General features: G+C 71.4%; 13 protein-coding genes. 10 read left to right on the forward strand and 3 right to left on the reverse strand.

Translation table 11 applies throughout. The features are described from left to right. Positions 1-15 precede the first annotated feature (15 nt). From glgC to ACZ7L7_RS17935, 5 genes are all read left to right on the forward strand, one after another. On the forward strand, positions 16-1,236 hold the full coding sequence (gene glgC / locus ACZ7L7_RS17915) for a glucose-1-phosphate adenylyltransferase (protein ID WP_285511827.1): 1,221 nt from the start codon (positions 16-18) through the stop codon (positions 1,234-1,236). Positions 1,237-1,407: 171 nt separating this feature from the next. Then, entirely contained in the window at positions 1,408-2,739 is a 1,332-nt protein-coding gene (locus ACZ7L7_RS17920) for a wax ester/triacylglycerol synthase family O-acyltransferase (protein ID WP_453604095.1), read from the forward strand. 694 nt (positions 2,740-3,433) lie between these two features. Then, a complete protein-coding gene (locus ACZ7L7_RS17925) occupies positions 3,434-4,927 on the forward strand; it encodes an SDR family NAD(P)-dependent oxidoreductase (RefSeq protein WP_471428802.1) in 1,494 nt (497 codons plus the stop codon). 343 nt (positions 4,928-5,270) lie between these two features. Further along, positions 5,271-5,444, forward strand: a complete 174-nt coding sequence (locus ACZ7L7_RS17930) for a hypothetical protein (RefSeq protein ID WP_107406485.1) — start codon at positions 5,271-5,273, stop codon at positions 5,442-5,444. A gap of 60 nt (positions 5,445-5,504) precedes the next feature. Then, positions 5,505-5,987, forward strand: a complete 483-nt coding sequence (locus ACZ7L7_RS17935; RefSeq protein ID WP_285511830.1) for a GNAT family N-acetyltransferase — start codon at positions 5,505-5,507, stop codon at positions 5,985-5,987. Positions 5,988-6,059: 72 nt separating this feature from the next. Here ACZ7L7_RS17935 and ACZ7L7_RS17940 read toward each other — a convergent pair whose 3' ends face one another. From ACZ7L7_RS17940 to ACZ7L7_RS17950, 3 genes are all read right to left on the reverse strand, one after another. Further along, on the reverse strand, positions 6,060-7,406 hold the full coding sequence (locus ACZ7L7_RS17940; RefSeq protein WP_453604100.1) for an amidase: 1,347 nt from the start codon (positions 7,404-7,406) through the stop codon (positions 6,060-6,062). Between the two features lie 102 nt (positions 7,407-7,508). After that, positions 7,509-8,522: an alpha/beta hydrolase family protein gene (locus ACZ7L7_RS17945; protein WP_285511832.1), complete on the reverse strand. Its 1,014-nt coding sequence runs from the start codon at positions 8,520-8,522 to the stop codon at positions 7,509-7,511. 27 nt (positions 8,523-8,549) lie between these two features. After that, complete coding sequence (locus tag ACZ7L7_RS17950; protein WP_453604136.1) at positions 8,550-9,554, reverse strand: LacI family DNA-binding transcriptional regulator; 1,005 nt, start codon at positions 9,552-9,554, stop codon at positions 8,550-8,552. Between the two features lie 221 nt (positions 9,555-9,775). Between ACZ7L7_RS17950 and ACZ7L7_RS17955 the strand changes: the two genes are divergently transcribed. The 5 genes from ACZ7L7_RS17955 to ACZ7L7_RS17975 are packed head-to-tail and all read left to right on the forward strand — an operon-like array spanning position 9,776 to position 16,116. After that, positions 9,776-11,065 carry an ABC transporter substrate-binding protein gene (locus ACZ7L7_RS17955; RefSeq protein WP_472076432.1) on the forward strand — a complete coding sequence of 430 codons (1,290 nt, stop codon included), beginning with the start codon at positions 9,776-9,778 and terminating at the stop codon, positions 11,063-11,065. A gap of 2 nt (positions 11,066-11,067) precedes the next feature. After that, positions 11,068-11,955 carry a carbohydrate ABC transporter permease gene (locus ACZ7L7_RS17960; RefSeq protein WP_285511834.1) on the forward strand — a complete coding sequence of 296 codons (888 nt, stop codon included), beginning with the start codon at positions 11,068-11,070 and terminating at the stop codon, positions 11,953-11,955. Then, positions 11,952-12,803 carry a carbohydrate ABC transporter permease gene (locus ACZ7L7_RS17965; protein WP_453604105.1) on the forward strand — a complete coding sequence of 284 codons (852 nt, stop codon included), beginning with the start codon at positions 11,952-11,954 and terminating at the stop codon, positions 12,801-12,803. Before ACZ7L7_RS17960 ends, ACZ7L7_RS17965 begins: the two co-directional genes overlap by 4 nt. Positions 12,804-12,844: 41 nt before the next feature. After that, positions 12,845-14,089 (forward strand): glycoside hydrolase 5 family protein, encoded by a 1,245-nt coding sequence (locus ACZ7L7_RS17970; RefSeq protein WP_453604138.1) that lies wholly within the window; start codon positions 12,845-12,847, stop codon positions 14,087-14,089. Then, entirely contained in the window at positions 14,086-16,116 is a 2,031-nt protein-coding gene (locus ACZ7L7_RS17975; RefSeq protein WP_472076435.1) for an endo-beta-N-acetylglucosaminidase, read from the forward strand. The genes ACZ7L7_RS17970 and ACZ7L7_RS17975 overlap by 4 nt, the downstream gene beginning before the upstream one ends. Positions 16,117-16,224: the final 108 nt, after the last annotated feature.

A 16,224-nucleotide genomic window follows, 5' to 3' on the forward strand; every position in this document is an offset into this window, starting at 1 on the left:
GAGAGGGGAGCGGCCATGCGGCGAGGCGGACCTTCGGTTCTCGGAATCGTGCTGGCGGGGGGCGAGGGCAAGCGTCTGATGCCCCTGACAGCTGACCGTGCGAAACCCGCGGTCACCTTCGGCGGCACCTACCGTCTCGTCGACTTCGTGCTGTCCAACCTCGTCAACGGCGACATCCTGCGCATCTGCGTGCTCACGCAGTACAAGTCGCACTCGCTGGACCGGCACATCACCACCACCTGGCGGATGTCCAGCCTGCTGGGGAACTACGTCACCCCGGTCCCGGCCCAGCAGCGTCTCGGCCCGCGCTGGTACCTGGGCAGCGCGGACGCGATCCTGCAGTCCCTGAACCTGATCCACGACGAACGCCCCGAGTACGTCGCGGTGTTCGGCGCCGACCACGTGTACCGCATGGACCCGCGCCAGATGCTCGCCCAGCACATCGAGTCCGGTGCCGGGGTGACCGTGGCCGGGATACGCGTGCCGCGCGCGGAGTCCTCGGCGTTCGGCGTGATCACGCCCGGCTCCGACGGACAGACCGTGGAGCGGTTCCTGGAGAAGCCCGCCGACCCGCCCGGCCTGCCGGCCGACCCGGAGTGCGTGTTCGCCTCGATGGGCAACTACATCTTCACCACGAAGGCCCTCATCGAGGCGCTGCAGCGGGACGCCGAGGACGAGAACTCCGTGCACGACATGGGCGGCTCGATCCTGCCCCAGCTCACCGACCGGGGCGAGGCCCAGCTGTACGACTTCAGCGCCAACCACGTGCCCGGCGAGACGGCCCGGGACCGGGGGTACTGGCGCGATGTGGGCACCCTGGACGCGTACTACGACGCCCACATGGACCTGATCGCCGAGCGGCCGGCGTTCAACCTCTACAACCGGCAGTGGCCGATCTACACCCACTCCGGCCAGCTCTCCCCGGCCCGGTTCAACGCGGGCGGCATCGCGGGGGAGTCGATCATCAGCGCGGGGTGTCTGATCCGCGGCCAGGTCACCCGGTCCGTGCTCTCGCCCGGTGTGGTGGTCGACCCCGGAGCGGTGGTGCAGGGCTCGGTGCTGCACGACAACGTCCACATCGGCCGGGGCGCGGTGGTGCGCGGGGCGGTGCTGGACAAGAACGTGGAGGTGCCGCCGGGTGCGACGATCGGCGTCAACCCGGAGCGGGACGCCGAGCTGTACACGGTCTCCAAGGGCGGGGTCATCGCACTCGGGAAGGGTCAGCGGGTGTCCTGACCATGTGCTCGGTGGGGCCTGTGTTGCTTGTGTGACGGCAGAGGTGTCGGTATCGGGTAAGGAATCGGACTTTAATCTGCTGTTAACTGTGCGTAGCTTGATCGTACTTGACCGTAATCACTCGTGAGCGATTGACTGCTGCTCCACCCGTAGTCGACGCGAGGCAAGCCCTTGACTTCCGACCTGCTCGCCCCTCTCGACCTGGCGTTCTGGAACATCGAGTCCGAACGGCACCCGATGCACCTGGGCGCCCTCGGCGTCTTCTCCGCGCACTCGCCCACGGCCGGAGCGCACGCCGCCGACCTGCTCGCGGCCCGCGCCGCGGCGGTCCCCGGACTGCGGATGCGCATCCGCGACGTATGGCAGCCGCTCGCCTTCGGCGCCGCCGCCCGTGAGGCCGTGCCCGACTTCGACCCCCTCCAGCACGTACGGCTGCACGCCCCCACCGACGACTTCCAGGCCGTCGCCGGACGCCTCATGGAACGCCCGCTGGAGCGGGGCCGCCCGCCCTGGGAGGCGCATGTGCTGCCCGGCGAGGACGGGATGTCCTTCGCCGTGCTCTTCAAGTTCCACCACGCCCTGGCCGACGGGCTGCGCGCGCTGACCCTCGCCGCGGCGATCCTCGACCCGATGGACCTGCCCGAGCGCCGGCCCCGGCCCGCCGAGCCCGCGCGCGGCCTGCTGCCGGACGTACGCAAACTGCCCGGACTGGTCCGCGGCGCCCTGTCCGACGTGGGCCGGGCCCTCGACATCGGCACCTCCGTCGCCCTGTCGACCCTAGGCACCACGCTGGCCCCGAACCCCACCACCGCGTTCACCTCCGAGGGCACCGGCACCCGCCGCACCGCCGGGGTCGTCCTCGACCTCGACGACGTGCACCGGGTGCGCAAGGCCTTCGGCGGCACCGTCAACGACGTACTGATCGCGATCGTCGCCGGCGCCCTGCGCCGCTGGCTCGACGAACGCGGGGACGGCAGCGAGGGCGTGACACCGCGCGCGCTCATCCCGGTCTCCAAGCGCCGCCCGCGCACCGCGCAGCCCCCGGGCAACCGGCTCTCCGGGTACCTCGTACGGCTGCCCGTCCACGACCCGGACCCCGTGCGCCGCCTGGCGGCCGTCCGTACGGCCATGAACCGCAACAAGGACGCCGGGCCCGACCGGGGCGCGGGCGCCGTCGCCCTCCTCGCCGACCACGTCCCGCCCCTCGGCCACCGCCTCGGCGGCCCCCTGGTCAGCCAGGCCGCCCGCCTCTGGTTCGACATCCTGGTCACCAGCGTCCCCCTGCCCAGCCTCGGCCTGAAGCTCGGCGGCAACCCGGTGACGGCGGTCTTCCCGTACGCCCCCCTGGCCCCCGGCCAGTCCCTGGCCGTCGCGGTCTCCACATACCGAGGCGCCGTCCACTTCGGCCTGGTGGCGGACGGGGAGGCGGTACCGGACCTGGATGTCCTGGCCACGGCGTTCTCGACGGAGGCGGAGACGCTGCTCGGGGTCTGCGACCCCTGAGCGGGGTACCTGCGCGGGGCGTATCGAGCCCGGGTAGCAGACGTCCGGCGCGTGTGAGCCGGTGCTCGTGGAGACCTGGCACGGACGACGGACGCGGCCGTCGACCCCGAGGTTGACCGGGGGCGCGCCCCTTGGGGCGCAGGCGATGCCCTGCGACCTCATGACCCCGTCCTCCTGCGGCCGGTCCCTGGCCGTCCGTCCCCAGTGCGGCGGCACGTGCCGCACCGTGATGGCGGACGCGGCCTTGTTCCTCGGACGGGCGCCCCCCGGTGGCGGATCTTCGACGGCTGCGGGACACGGTCGGGGCCTGTGGCCCCTTCCCGGGCTCGGTCCCGGTGGCCCGGGCTGCGCGGTCGTCGGCCCGCCGGCGGTAGTGGGACGCGGCTCTGCCCTGTCCGTGCTTGCGCGACAGCCTGCGCCGCGGCCCGCCGACGGACCGGAGCTGCGGTCTCCACCGCGGCCCGTCGCAGGACCGGAGCCGCCTCTTTTCGCGTGGCCGCCGGGGCGGCCGGCACCCGTGACCCCACCGGTAGGACCACGCCACCCCCACCCCCTCGGCAGAGACGCCCGTCACCACCCCCGCCCCTTGACCGGCAGGGATTTTGGCAGTGGCGCCCGGCGCTCCGTAGAATTCCGCGTTCGAAAGTGGACGCGGCCGCGGGGCCGCACGTGACGGCAGGGAACGGCAGCGGCGATGACGGTGACAGAGGACGGCTCGGCGACCACGGAAGAGGTCGTGTACGGCCCCGGCATCGACCCCGAACGCCTGGCGGTCTGCCTCAGCGTGCTGGAGGAGCTCGACAAGCTGGAGCTCGACCACCCCGACGCGATCGCCGTGCGCCGGGCCACCGCCGGTATCTACCGCACGGTCAAGCAGCGCCGCCGCCAGGAGCGCCGCGCCGCCAAGACCGCGCACGACAAGGCGGTCACCGAGGCCACCGCGACCGGCTCGGCGCAGCGCATCGACGACGAGACCGAGGGCCTGCTGCCCAGGTCCGCCACCGAGGAGGGCCGGATCGCCGGGATACTCCAGCGCCCGCGCTCCTGCTACACCTGCAAGACGCGCTACGTCGAGGTCGACTACTTCTACCACCAGCTCTGTCCCGAGTGCGCCGCCTTGAACCGGGCCAAGCGGGACGCCCGCGCCGACCTCACCGGCAAGCGCGCGCTGCTCACCGGGGGCCGCGCCAAGATCGGCATGTACATCGCGCTGCGGCTGCTGCGCGACGGCGCCCACACCACGATCACCACCCGGTTCCCCAAGGACGCCATCCGCCGCTTCAAGGCGATGGACGACTCCGCGGACTGGATCCACCGCCTGGAGGTCGTCGGCATCGATCTGCGCGACCCCGCCCAGGCCGTCGAACTGGCCGACCGGATGACCGCGCAGGGCCCGCTCGACATCCTCATCAACAACGCCACCCAGACCGTACGGCGGCTGCCGTCGGCCTACGCCGCCCTGGTCGAGGGCGAGTCCGCCCCGCTGCCGGCCGGTGAGCTCCCCGCCCACCAGGTGATCGGCGCCTTCAACTCCGGCGCGGTGGACGGACTGGCCGCGCTGCCGGTCGGGGTCTCCGGGCTGGACGCCCAGAAGGTGGCCGATCTGGCACTGGTCGCGGGCAACGCCAGCGTCGCCCGGCACCTCGACGGCACCGCCATCGACGCGGGCGGCCTGGTCCCGGACGTCGTCGAGACCAACACCTGGGTGCAGACCATCGAGCAGATCTCCCCGGTGGAGCTGCTGGAGACCCAGCTGTGCAACTACACGGCGCCGTTCATCCTCATCAGCAAGCTCCGCCCGGTGATGGCCGAGGCGGCCCGCAAGGCGAACTCCGGCCGCGCGTACGTGGTCAACGTCTCCGCGATGGAGGGCGTGTTCGGCCGTGGCTACAAGGGCGCGGGGCACCCGAACACCAACGCCGCCAAGGCCGCGATGAACATGGTGACCCGCACCAGCGCCCAGGAGATGTTCCAGACCGACGGCATCCTCATGACCTCGGTCGACACCGGCTGGATCACCGACGAACGCCCCCACTACGACAAACTCCGCCTCGCCGAGGAGGGCTTCCACGCTCCCCTCGACCTGGTCGACGGCGCGGCCCGGGTCTACGACCCCGTCGTACGCGGCGAGGCCGGCGAGGACCTGTACGGCGTCTTCCTGAAGGACTACGCGCCCGGCAAGTGGTAGGCCCGGCGGCCCCCAACTCCCTTCGCGGCGCCTCCTGATCTTCCGTCAGGAGGCGCCCTCAGGCATGCCCCTGAGGTGCGGCAGAGGGGAGAAATCAGGACGACTTCAGACAGTAACCGCGAGTTTGCAGCCCCATCGAGCGGGCGCCCGCTCATTTGGTTACTCTGTAGCCCACGGACAGCAAGCACGGGGTCCCACCCACACCCACGTGCTCCGTACGAGAAGCCGGCGCCACCGCGACCGAACTGCCTTTCGACTCATACCCGAATGGGCCTCCGGCACCGGGCGCAGCGGCTCCGGCGCAGTTAGGTCCGAGGGTGACCCGACACATAAGGAGTGCGCGGTGACACCGGAGAAGACGAAGCTCGAAGAACGTCCCGAGGAGCGTACGGAACCCGCGGGCCGCAGGCCCGGAGAACTCGGCAGCCTGGACGTGTGGGCCCGGTCCGCCCCGATCCGCCTCGCGGGTTACGAGGACGACCTCGCCGAGCCCCACATCCTGCCCAGCGTGGACTGAAACCACCGCCGGATTTTATTGCGCAGGTGACGATCGCATGGGCGTGCGAGACTGGCGCCCATGCTGATCAGAGAAGCCGCGGCCGACGACTGGCCGCGGATCTGGCCTTTCTGGCACCGCATCGTCTCGGCCGGCGAGACCTACGCCTGGGACCCGGACACCCCCGAAGAGGCCGCCCGGGTCCTGTGGATGTCCCCGCCGAAGCGGGTGTACGTCGTCGAGGACGAGACCGGCGCGATCGTCGGCTCCGCCTACGTCACCCCCAACTACGGCGGCCCCGCCGCCCATGTCGCCAACGCCGGGTTCATGGTGGACCCCGACCACGCGCGCCGTGGCATCGGCCGCCTGCTCGCCGACCACGTCCTGACGGCCGCCAAGGCGCACGGATTCCGGGCCATGGTCTTCAACGCGGTCGTCGAGACGAACCCGGCCGTCGGGCTCTGGAAGTCCCTCGGCTTCACGATCCTCGGCACCGTCCCGGAGGCATTCGACCATCCCCGGCACGGACGGGTGGGGCTGCACATCATGCACAAAGCCCTGTGAGGGCCCGCGTCAGGCGCGGCAGCACAGCATCTCCAGCGGCCGGTCGGCGGCGTGGTCCGCCCGGTCGAAGCCCTATCCCTCCAGTGGAGCCGTTCGCTCCCAGGGCCGCAGCTTTTCCAACTGGGCCGCCAGATCCAGCAGTTCCGTCTCCATTCCCGGGCGGCCGACGAGCTGTACGGCGCAGGGCGCGCCGGAGCGCAGGGCGCCGACCGGGACCGCCATGGCGGGCCAGCCGGTGAGGTTCCACGGCGGCGTGAACGGCGAGTAGGTGGTGTTCGCCAGCACATTGCGCAGCCAGCCCCGCTCGTCCCACCGGGCGGCGGCGGGGGAGCGGCGCGCCAGCGCGGGCGTGAGCAGGATGTCGTACTGCTCGAAGAAGGGCGTGAGCCGCTGACGCAGTTCCTCCCGGGCGTCGCCGGTACGGACCCGGTTGGTGAACCGGGTTCCGATCGCCGCGTGGACCCGGGTACGGCGCGCCAGCAGCCGCCGGTCCAGGGACCGGGCGTCCACCGCGGTGCCCGCGGTCCAGTGCTGGAGTGAAGTGAGGCTCAGCGACAGCGGATACGGCGGATCGGCGCGCCGCACCTGGTGCCCCGCCTTGATCAGCAGCCCCGCGGTCTCCCGGGCCGCCGCCCGGTACGGCGCGCTCACCGCGATCCCGGCGATCGGACTGCGCAACGACACCGCGATCCGCTTCGCCACCGAGGTCCGCCCCGGCGGCAAGTCCCCGTCGGCCAGCACCGACAGCATCAGCCGCGCGTCCTCGACCGTCGTCGCCAGCGGGCCGTTCTCCGACATGCCGAACCAGTCGCCGTCGCCGATTCCGGCCGGAACCAGCCCCCGGCCGGGCTTGATCGTGACGAGCCCGCAGTTGGCGGCGGGTATGCGCAGCGAGCCCATACCGTCGTTGCCGAGGGCGATCGGCACCATCCCGGCCGCGACGGCCGCCGCGCTGCCCCCGGAGGACCCGCCCGCGGAACGGGACGGATCCCACGGGTTGCGGGCGGTCCCGTGCGCCCCGTCGGTCGTACCGAAGACGCACAACTCCGGCACATTGGTCAGCCCCACGACCACGGCCCCCGCCGCCCGCAGCCGGGCCACCGTGACGTGGTCCTCGTCGGCCGGGGCGTCAGGGGTCGCGACGGACCCCACGCGCATCGACTCCCCGGCGACCGTGACATTGTCCTTCACCGCCACCGGCACACCGGCCAGGGGCAGTTGGTCCAGGTCCCCGCGCGCCCCCAGGGCCTCCGCCTCGGCGAGCGCCGCCTCGCGCCGGACCGTCCGGAAGGCGCCGACCGTCCCGTCAAGGCGGGCGATTCGCTCCAGATGCTCCGCCACCACCTCGCGCGCGGTGACCTGCTTGTCCCGGACAGCGGCTGCGATCTCGACGGCGGTCCGGCCGACCCAGGTGGTCACAAAGGGCTCCTTCGGGGCTGCGGGCAGAGACTACTCACGGGTATGTCGGAGAGAACTCTGCCCGTCGAAGGGCGCCGCGTCGAGAGAGCGAGCAGGCGGCCCTCAGCGCAGATGCCGCTCGAAGAACGCCACCGTCGCCTCCATCGACCGCGGCCACTGCGGCCCGAACGTGTGCCCCTCGCCCGGGTACTGGCGCAGTTCCACGTCCTTGCCCGCCGCCTCGAACGCCGCGACCGTGCGCTTGGTCCAGGCGAGCGGGCAGGTGGTGTCGGCGGTGCCGTGGTGGATAAGGAGGGGCTCGGTGACGCGGTCCACGAAGGTCAGCGGGGAGACGTTCCGCCAGAACCGCGGGTTCTCCTCGGGGGTGCCGTACGCCTCGTCGATCTCGGCGACCAGCGGGTCGTCCTCGCCGCGCTGGAAGTGGTCGATGTTGTCCTGCGGGCGGGCGCTGACCGGGGCGAAGACGACGGCCGCGTCGAACAGACCCGGGGCCACGACCAGCGTGTTGTACACGACACCGCCGCCCATCGAGCGGCCCAGCAGCCCGATGCGGTCCGGGTCGATCTCCGGGCGGCCCGAGCCGCGCAGGGCCAGGGCCGCGCCGATGACGTCCGAGGTGTAACCGAGCCGCAGTCGCAGGTCGTTGCCGGGGTCGTCGTCGGAGCGGGCGTGGTTGCGGTAGTCGGTGTGCAGGACGACGTATCCCTCGCGGGCCAGGAGGTCCTGTTCGCGGGCCAGGCCCCGGCCGGTGGTGTAGACGGCGGGGTCGATGTAGCCGTGCGCCAGCACCAGCGCCGGGAAGGGGCCCTTGCCGCGCGGGATGTTCATGAGGCCCGAGACGGTCAGCCCGTCGCTCTCGTACGTCACGGCGTACGAGGTGTACGCGGCGGTGCGGGCCAGGACCGTGCCGAGCCGGAGTCCCGAGCCGCTGTGGTCGCGTTCGATCAGCGCCTGGATCGACACCGGGTGGGGAGGCGTGGGGGTGGGCGTGGGGGACGCGGATGTCGTCCGTGGGCTCGGCGGCGGCGCGGGTTCCTCCCCGCCGCCGGTGCACGCCGCCGTCAGCAGCAGCGTCAGTCCGGCGGCGACGCCGGCCAGTGCCCGTAGCCGCCCCATGCCGTCATTGTCCTCCCGGTCACCCGCTCAGCGCGCCGCCCCCGTGCTGTCCCGCTCGATCAGGCGCGGCACCGGCACCCGTACGGTCCGCGCCGGGCCCCCGTCCAGCAGGGCCGTCAGTTCGCGGGCCGCCGTGCGGCCGAACTCCACGCTGTCCCGGGACAGGGCCGACAGCCAGGGCTTGACCATGCGGCACAGCGCCGAGTCCTCCCAGGCCACCACCGAGACATCGGACGGTACCGAGAAGCCCAGCTCGCTCGCGGCGGCGACGCCGGCCAGGGCCATCACGTCGTTGTCGTAGATCAGCGCGGTCGGGGGAGCGGAGCCGCCGAGGACCCGCCGGGTCACCGCGGCGCCCTCGGCGTCGGAGTAGTCCGTGGTCACCGACCGCACCTCGGTGAGACCCCGGCGCCGGGCCTCGGCGGCGAGCGTGCGGACACGGCGCTCGGTGTGCGCGAGGCCCGCGAGCCCCGCGATGTGCACGATCCGCCGGTGGCCGAGGGCGTACAGCCCGTCCACGACCGACGCCATCGCGCCCGCGTCGTCCGCCCACACCGTCGACAGGCCCGGATGCCGCTCCTCGGGCGCGCCGCCGATCACCACCGCGGGCAGGCCCAGTTCGTCCAGCAGATCGGGGCGGGGGTCGTCGGTGCGCGGGTCGACCACCAGCACCCCGTCCACCCGGTGCTCGGCCCACCAGCGCCGGTAGACCGCGCACTCGTCGGTGATGTCCTCCACCACCTGGAACAGCAGCCCCAGATGACGCTCGGCCAGCACCTCCTGGATGCCGGAGACGAGTTGGAGGAAGAAGGAGTCCACACCGAGGGTGTCCGCGGGGCGGGCCAGCACGAAGCCGACGGTCGCCGCGCCCTCCCCGGACAGCGCCCGCGCCGCCGTGCTGGGCCGCCAGCCCAGCTCCTCGGCCACCCGGCGCACCCGCTCGCGGGTCTCCTCCGAGACCCCGGCCCGGCCGTTCAGCGCGAACGACACCGCGCTCTGCGAGACCCCGGCATGCCGTGCGATGTCCTTCATCGTGGGCCGCCGGGCCGGTGACCGCCTGCCTGTCACGCTGCTCCCCATTCCTCCGACACATTTCGGCCACCAGTGTGCACTAATGCGGTTCAGCAGTGTCAACCTAATGCGTATTAGTCACTAATGAAATTAGCGGCGCGAGAGGCATTGACGGGCCCGCGCCAAGGCGTGCAGGGTCGGACGTCGTCGACCAACTCCCCCCTCAAGGAGGCCGGTTCACCGTGCCCGTTTCCCGAAGAAAGCTCGCTGCCGCCCTGGCTGTCTGCGTTGTCCTGCCGCTCAGCGCGTGCGGTTCCGGGGACGACGGCGGCTCGTCCGACGCCTCCGGAAAGATCGAGGGCGACATCACCTTCCAGACCTGGAATCTCCGGGCGAACTTCAAGGACTACTTCGAAGGGCTGATCGCCGACTTCGAGAAGAAATACCCCGGTACCCACGTGAAATGGGTCGACCAGCCCGCCGAGGGCTACGCCGACAAGATCAGTGCGGACGCGGCCGGCGGCACCCTCCCCGACGTCGTCAACGTCTCACCCGACCTGGTCGCCCCGCTCGCCAAGGCGGGCCTCGCCCTCGACCTCGACAAGGACGCCGGGCAGTACAAGAAGGAGTACCTGGAGGGCGCCTGGGCCAGCCATCGGATACCGGGCATGAGCGGCACGTATGCCTTCCCCTGGTATCTGAACACCGGGCCGCTGTTCTACAACAAGTCCCTCTTCAAGAAGGCCGGACTGCCCGCCGACCGGCCGCCGACCACGTACGACGAACTCTTCGAGGACGCCCTCACCGTCGCCGAGAAGACCGACGGCAAGGTCGCCACCCTCGCCAACGTCCCCACCATCGAGGACTTCGGCCGCTACGGCGTCCCGCTGATGAACGAGGAGGGCACGGGCTTCGCCTTCAACGACCCCAAGGGCGTCGAACTCCTCACCAAGTACAAGGAGTTGTACGACGCCAAGGCCCTCGACCCGCAGGCGCTCACCGCGACCCCGGAGTCCTCGGGCAAGAAGTTCCTCACCGAGGCCGTCGCCATGAACCCCGGCAGCGCCCTCGACCTCGGCAACTTCAAGAAGCAGGCGCCGAACCTGTACAAGAACATCGGCATCACCGACCAGATCACCAGTACCGGGCACGTGAACATGTACGTCATGGGCGTGATGGTCAATGCGCAGACCAAGCGCAAGCCCGCCGCCATCGCCTTCGCGCACTACGTCACCGACGCCGAGCGCCAGATGTCCTTCGCCAAGAAGGTCGCCATCTTCCCCAGCACCGCCGGCTCCCTGGACGACCCGTACTTCACGAAGGAGGACGGCACCGACGAGACCCGGGTCCGGGTCGCCGCCGCCAAGTCGCTGAAGAACGCGGTCAATTACACGCCGGTGCTGTTCAGCGAGCAGATGAAGACCGAGCTGCGCAACGAGGTCGCCAAGGCGCTGCAAGGCAAGGAAAGTCCGAAGGAAGCCCTTGACAACGCTGTCAAGGCCTGCGACCGGCTCCTCCAGCAGCAGGGGTAGCCATGTCCACCGCGTCCCGGGTGAGGCGTCAACTACCGGTGAGTCCCTGGCTGTTCGCCGCTCCCGGGCTGCTGATCATCGGCGCCTTCGTCCTCTACCCCTTCGTCTCCACCCTGATCAACGCCTTCACCGACCGCCGCACCCTGATCGAGGGCGAGTTCGTGGGCCTCGCCAACTTCCGCGAGCTGCTCCACGACGACATGTTCTGGATCGGCCTGCGCAACAGCACCCTCTATGTCCTCGGCGTCGTCCCGGCGCTGGTGATCCTTCCGCTGCTGCTGGCGCTGCTCGTGCAGAAGAACATCCCCGGCATCGCCTTCTTCCGGTCCGCCTTCTACACCCCCGTCGTCGCCTCCATCGTCGTGGTGGGCCTGATCTGGGTGTGGCTGCTCGACGAACGCGGCCTGGTCAACGCCCTGCTGGAGACCGTCGGCGTCGGCCGGGTCGGCTTCCTCAGCGACCAGTGGCTGCTGCTCCTGAGCGCCATGGCGGTCACCGTCTGGAAGGGCCTCGGCTACTACATGATCATTTACCTGGCGGCCCTCGCCAACGTGCCCCGCGAACTCCACGAGGCCGCCTCGGTCGACGGAGCCGGACCCGTACGCCGCTTCCTTACCGTCACCGTGCCCGCCGTCCGCTCCACCATGGTGCTCGTCGGCGCGCTGTCGTCGGTCGCCGCGTTCAAGGTGTTCTCCGAGGTCTACCTGATGGCCGGGCCCAGCGGCGGCCCGGCCGGCGAGGACACCACGCTCGTGATGCTCGTCCAGCGCACCGGCACCGGCCTCACCGGACGCGTCGGCTACGCCTCCGCGATCTCCGTCGTCGTCTTCGTCATCACCGTCGCCCTGATGCTGCTCGTCCTGCGCGCGGACCGAAGGAGCGAGACGTGAAGGTCACCGACGACAACGGCCGCCGCATCAAGGCCTGGGAACTCGTCCTGCGCTACGCCCTGTTGCTCGCGGTGCTCGCCCTCACCGTGGGGCCGTTCCTGTGGCAGCTGTCCACCTCGCTCAAGGGGCCGACCGAGGACATCTACACCTCCCCGCCGAAGTTCCTGCCCGGCGAGCCGACCCTGCACAACTACGAGCGGGTCGCCGACACCATCCCCGTCTGGGACTACGCCTTCAACTCCCTGAAGGTGGCCACCGCCAACGTCGTCACCAACTGCGTCGGCGCCGCCCTCGCCGGCTACGCGCTCGCCCGGCTGCGCTACCGGGGCCGCCGCGCCGCCACGCTCGCCTTCATCCTGGCGATGCTGGTCCCCGTGGAGGGCATCATCATCGCCCAGTTCACCACCATGCGGGACCTCGGCCTCAACAACACCCTGATCGCCGTCGTCCTGCCCGGCTGCATCGGCGCCATGAACGTCCTGCTCATGCGCAACGCCTTCCTCAACCTTCCCTACGAGATCGAGGAGGCGGCCTTCGTCGACGGCGCCAACGTCTGGCAGCGGTTCACCCGGATCGCGCTGCCCTCGGTCAAGGGCACCCTCGCCGTCGTCGCCATCTTCGCCTTCATGGGCGCCTGGGACGACTTTTTGTGGCCGCTCATCGTGCTCAGCGACCCCTCCAAGTTCACCCTCACCATCGGCCTCAACTACCTGCACGGCACCTTCGCCAACGACGAACGCCTCGTCGCCGCGGGCACCGTCATCGCCGTCGCCCCGCTCATCGCCCTCTTCGCCTGCCTCCAGCGGTACTTCTTCCGCGGCGTCGGCGAGGGCGCCGTCAAGGGCTGAACCACCGACCTCCGTCACAAGGACACGCATTGACTCCTGCCGTGCGCCTCGGCGTCAACTACACCCCGAGCACCGGGTGGTTCCACCACTGGCTCGACTTCGACCTCGACGCGGTACGCGCCGACCTCGACTCGATCGCCGCACTGGGCCTGGACCACATCCGGGTCTTCCCGCTGTGGCCCTACTTCCAGCCGAACCGCACCCTCATCCGCGAACGCGCCGTCGCCGACCTCGTCCGCCTCGTCGACGCCGCCGCCGAACGCGGCCTCGACGTCAACGTCGACGGACTGCAAGGCCACTTGAGCAGCTTCGACTTCCTGCCCGCCTGGACCCGCACCTGGCACCGGCGCAACCTCTTCACCGACCCGGCGGTCATCGAGGGTCAGGCCGCCTACCTCCGCACCCTCGCCGCCGCCCTCGCCGACCGGCCCAACTTCCTCGGCATGACCCTCGGCAACGAGATCAACCAGTTCGCGGCCGACCCCCACCCCGACCCCGACCGGGCGACCACCGACCAGATCGACGCCTGGCTGGAGCGGATGCTCGCCGCCTGCGCGGAGGGCGCCCCCGGACGGCTGCACCTGCACGCCGAGTACGACGCCACCTGGTACCAGGACGACCAGCCCTTCACCCCCGCCCAGGCCGCCCGCCTAGGCGCGGTCACCGCCGTCCACTCCTGGGTGTTCAACGGCACCGCACAGCGCCACGGCCGGGTCTCCGTCCCCACCGAGCACCACGCCGCGTACCTCGTCGAGCTGAGCAAGGCATGGGCCGACGATCCACGGCGGCAGGTCTGGCTCCAGGAGGTGGGTGCCCCGGCGCCCCTGATCCCCGCCGAGTACGCCGCCGCCTTCACCGAGGCCACCGTCGCCCACGCCCTGGACTGTCCCGACCTGTGGGGCATCACCTGGTGGTGCTCCCACGACGTGTCCCGGCAACTCGCGGACTTCCCCGAACTCGAATACGGGCTGGGGCTGTTGACCAGCGAGCGGCAACCGAAGGACACAGCGCGGGTCCTCGCCGGGGCGGCGGCCCGCAAGCCCGGCCCGGCCCCTGTCCGTACGACCGCGCTCGTCGTCCCCGCCGACCCGGCCGTCCGGTCCCGGTGCGCCCCCGGCGGTCCCGTCTTCGACGCCTACTTCCGGCTGGCCGCCGACGGCGCCCGGCCCACCACCGTCCTCGACACCCGCGCCGACAACCCGGCCCATCTCGCGGCGCGCGGCATCACCGAAGTGGTCACTCCCGACCAGGTACTCCCCACCCCACAAGGAGGCACCCGCTCGTGAACCCCACCAGACGCGCCCTGCTGATCGCGGGCGCCACCACGGCCGTCACGCCCGCGCTGCCCGCGACCGCGGCTCCTGGAGCCGTCGGTAGGAAGGGACCGAAGGCCAGCGCGCCCCCGCCCTACGCCTCGTACTGGTACCCGGACTCCCTGCCCTCCGGCAGCCCCGGCCCCGGCATCACCTGGCGCGGCCTGAAGGCCTGGCGGGCCGAGGACGACCCCGACCTCGCCTTCAACGCCGCCTCCGTCCCACTCGCCGCCCGGTTCACCCCGGCGCCGGTCAACGCGACCGCCCGCGCGGACCAGGCCCGCATCCAGTCCCTGGTGTCCTTCGCGCCGACCTCCAGCAACCCCTCGCAGGGCTCGGCCACCGCCGACTACTACGCCCTCACCCACTGGGCCTACCTCGACGAACTGGTCTTCTGGGGCGGTTCCTCGGGGGAGGGTCTGATCCTGGCCCCGAATGCTCCGATCGTGGACGCCGCTCACCGGCACGGGGTGCGGGTGCTCGGCAACATCTTCCTGCCGCCCGTGGCCTACGGCGGGCAGTTGCGGTGGACCCGGGATCTGGTGCAGAAGGACTCCGCGGGGCGCTATCCGCTGGCCGAGCGGCTGGTGGCCGTGGCGCGGGCGTACGGGTTCGACGGGTGGTTCGTGAACGCCGAGACCGGGGGCGGGAACGCCGCGCTGGCCACCGACATGCTCGGCTTCCTGCGGGAGCTGAAGTCCCGGGCGGCGGCGGTCGGGCAGCGGGTGACCTGGTACGACTCGATGACCGTGAACGGCGGCGTCAGTTGGCAGGGGGCGCTCAACGCGCAGAACCAGCCCTTCTTCGAGACCGCCGACGACATGTTCGTGGACTTCCGGTGGTCCGCGAGCAGCCTGGCGTCCTCGGGACAGCGGGCGGAGCAGATCGGGCGGAGTCGGTACGAGCTGTGGGCGGGCGTCGACGTGGAGGCCGGCGGCTGGAACCGGGCCGTGAACTGGGACGCGATGGTGCCGAGGGACCGGGACCAGGTGGTGTCGGTGGGCTTCTACCGGCCCGAGTGGACGCGCAACCACCTCCCGGCGAGCCGCACGCCGGAGCAGTTCCACGCCGCCGACGACCGGTTCTGGAGCGGGCGGTCGCTGGATCCCTCGCGGCCGGACGCCACCGACTCCTGGCGGGCGCCGGCGGTGTCGGTGGCGGACCGGTCGACGGTGACCTCGGTGCCGTTCGCGAGCGTGTTCAACACCGGGCACGGGCTGCGGTGGTACGAGCGGGGTGCGGTGGCGTCGGACGTGCCCTGGAACCATCTGGGGTTGCAGGACCGGCTGCCTTCACGGCGGTGGGTTGTGCACACCTCGGGTGCGCGGCCCGCTGTGAACTTCGATTTCGCGGACGCCTGGTGTGGCGGCAGCAGTGTGCTGGTGGACGGTGAACTGACCGCTCCGGCGGTGCTGGATGTGTACGCGACCCGGCTGCCGGTGGGTGTGAACACGGTTGTCGAGCTCACCCATCGGGTCGACTCGGGGGCGGTCGACGTCGAGCTGGCTGTTGCCACGGCCGACCCCGACACTCCGGGGTCGACACCGCCGTACACCTACTTCCCTGTGAACTCGGTCAACAGCTGGCAGACGGCGACCGTACGGCTCACAGGGCTGACCGGCAGCATCCGGGCGATCGGCGTTCGCCTGACCCCCGCCGACGGCGGCCACGGCCCGGTGCGTTGGCGGCTCGGCGGGCTCGCCGTCCGCTCCGCCGCACCCTGCACCCCCGCCGCCCCCACCGCCCTCCGCGTCACCGGCGCGAGCGGCGGCGACCTGCGCCTGGCCTGGAACCCCGCACCCGGCGCCGTACGCCACTACACCCTGCACCGCCTGCTCCCCGACGGTACCCGGCGCTTCCTCGGCGGCACCTGCCAGCAGGCGTACTTCCTCACCGGACTGCGCCCCGAGCAGGGCGAGACTGCCGCGCGGTTCGAAGTGCGCGCGGTAGGGGAGCTGTACACCAGTTCCACCCCCGCGACCGTGACGCACGCCTGGTAGCCACCCGCCACTGTGACCGACACCTGGTAGCCACCCGCCACCTTGGCAGACACCTGGTAGCCACCCGCCACCGTGGCAGACGCCTGGCTACTACCCCCCACCCGGACG

The organism is Streptomyces sp. NPDC110618 (assembly GCF_055657065.1).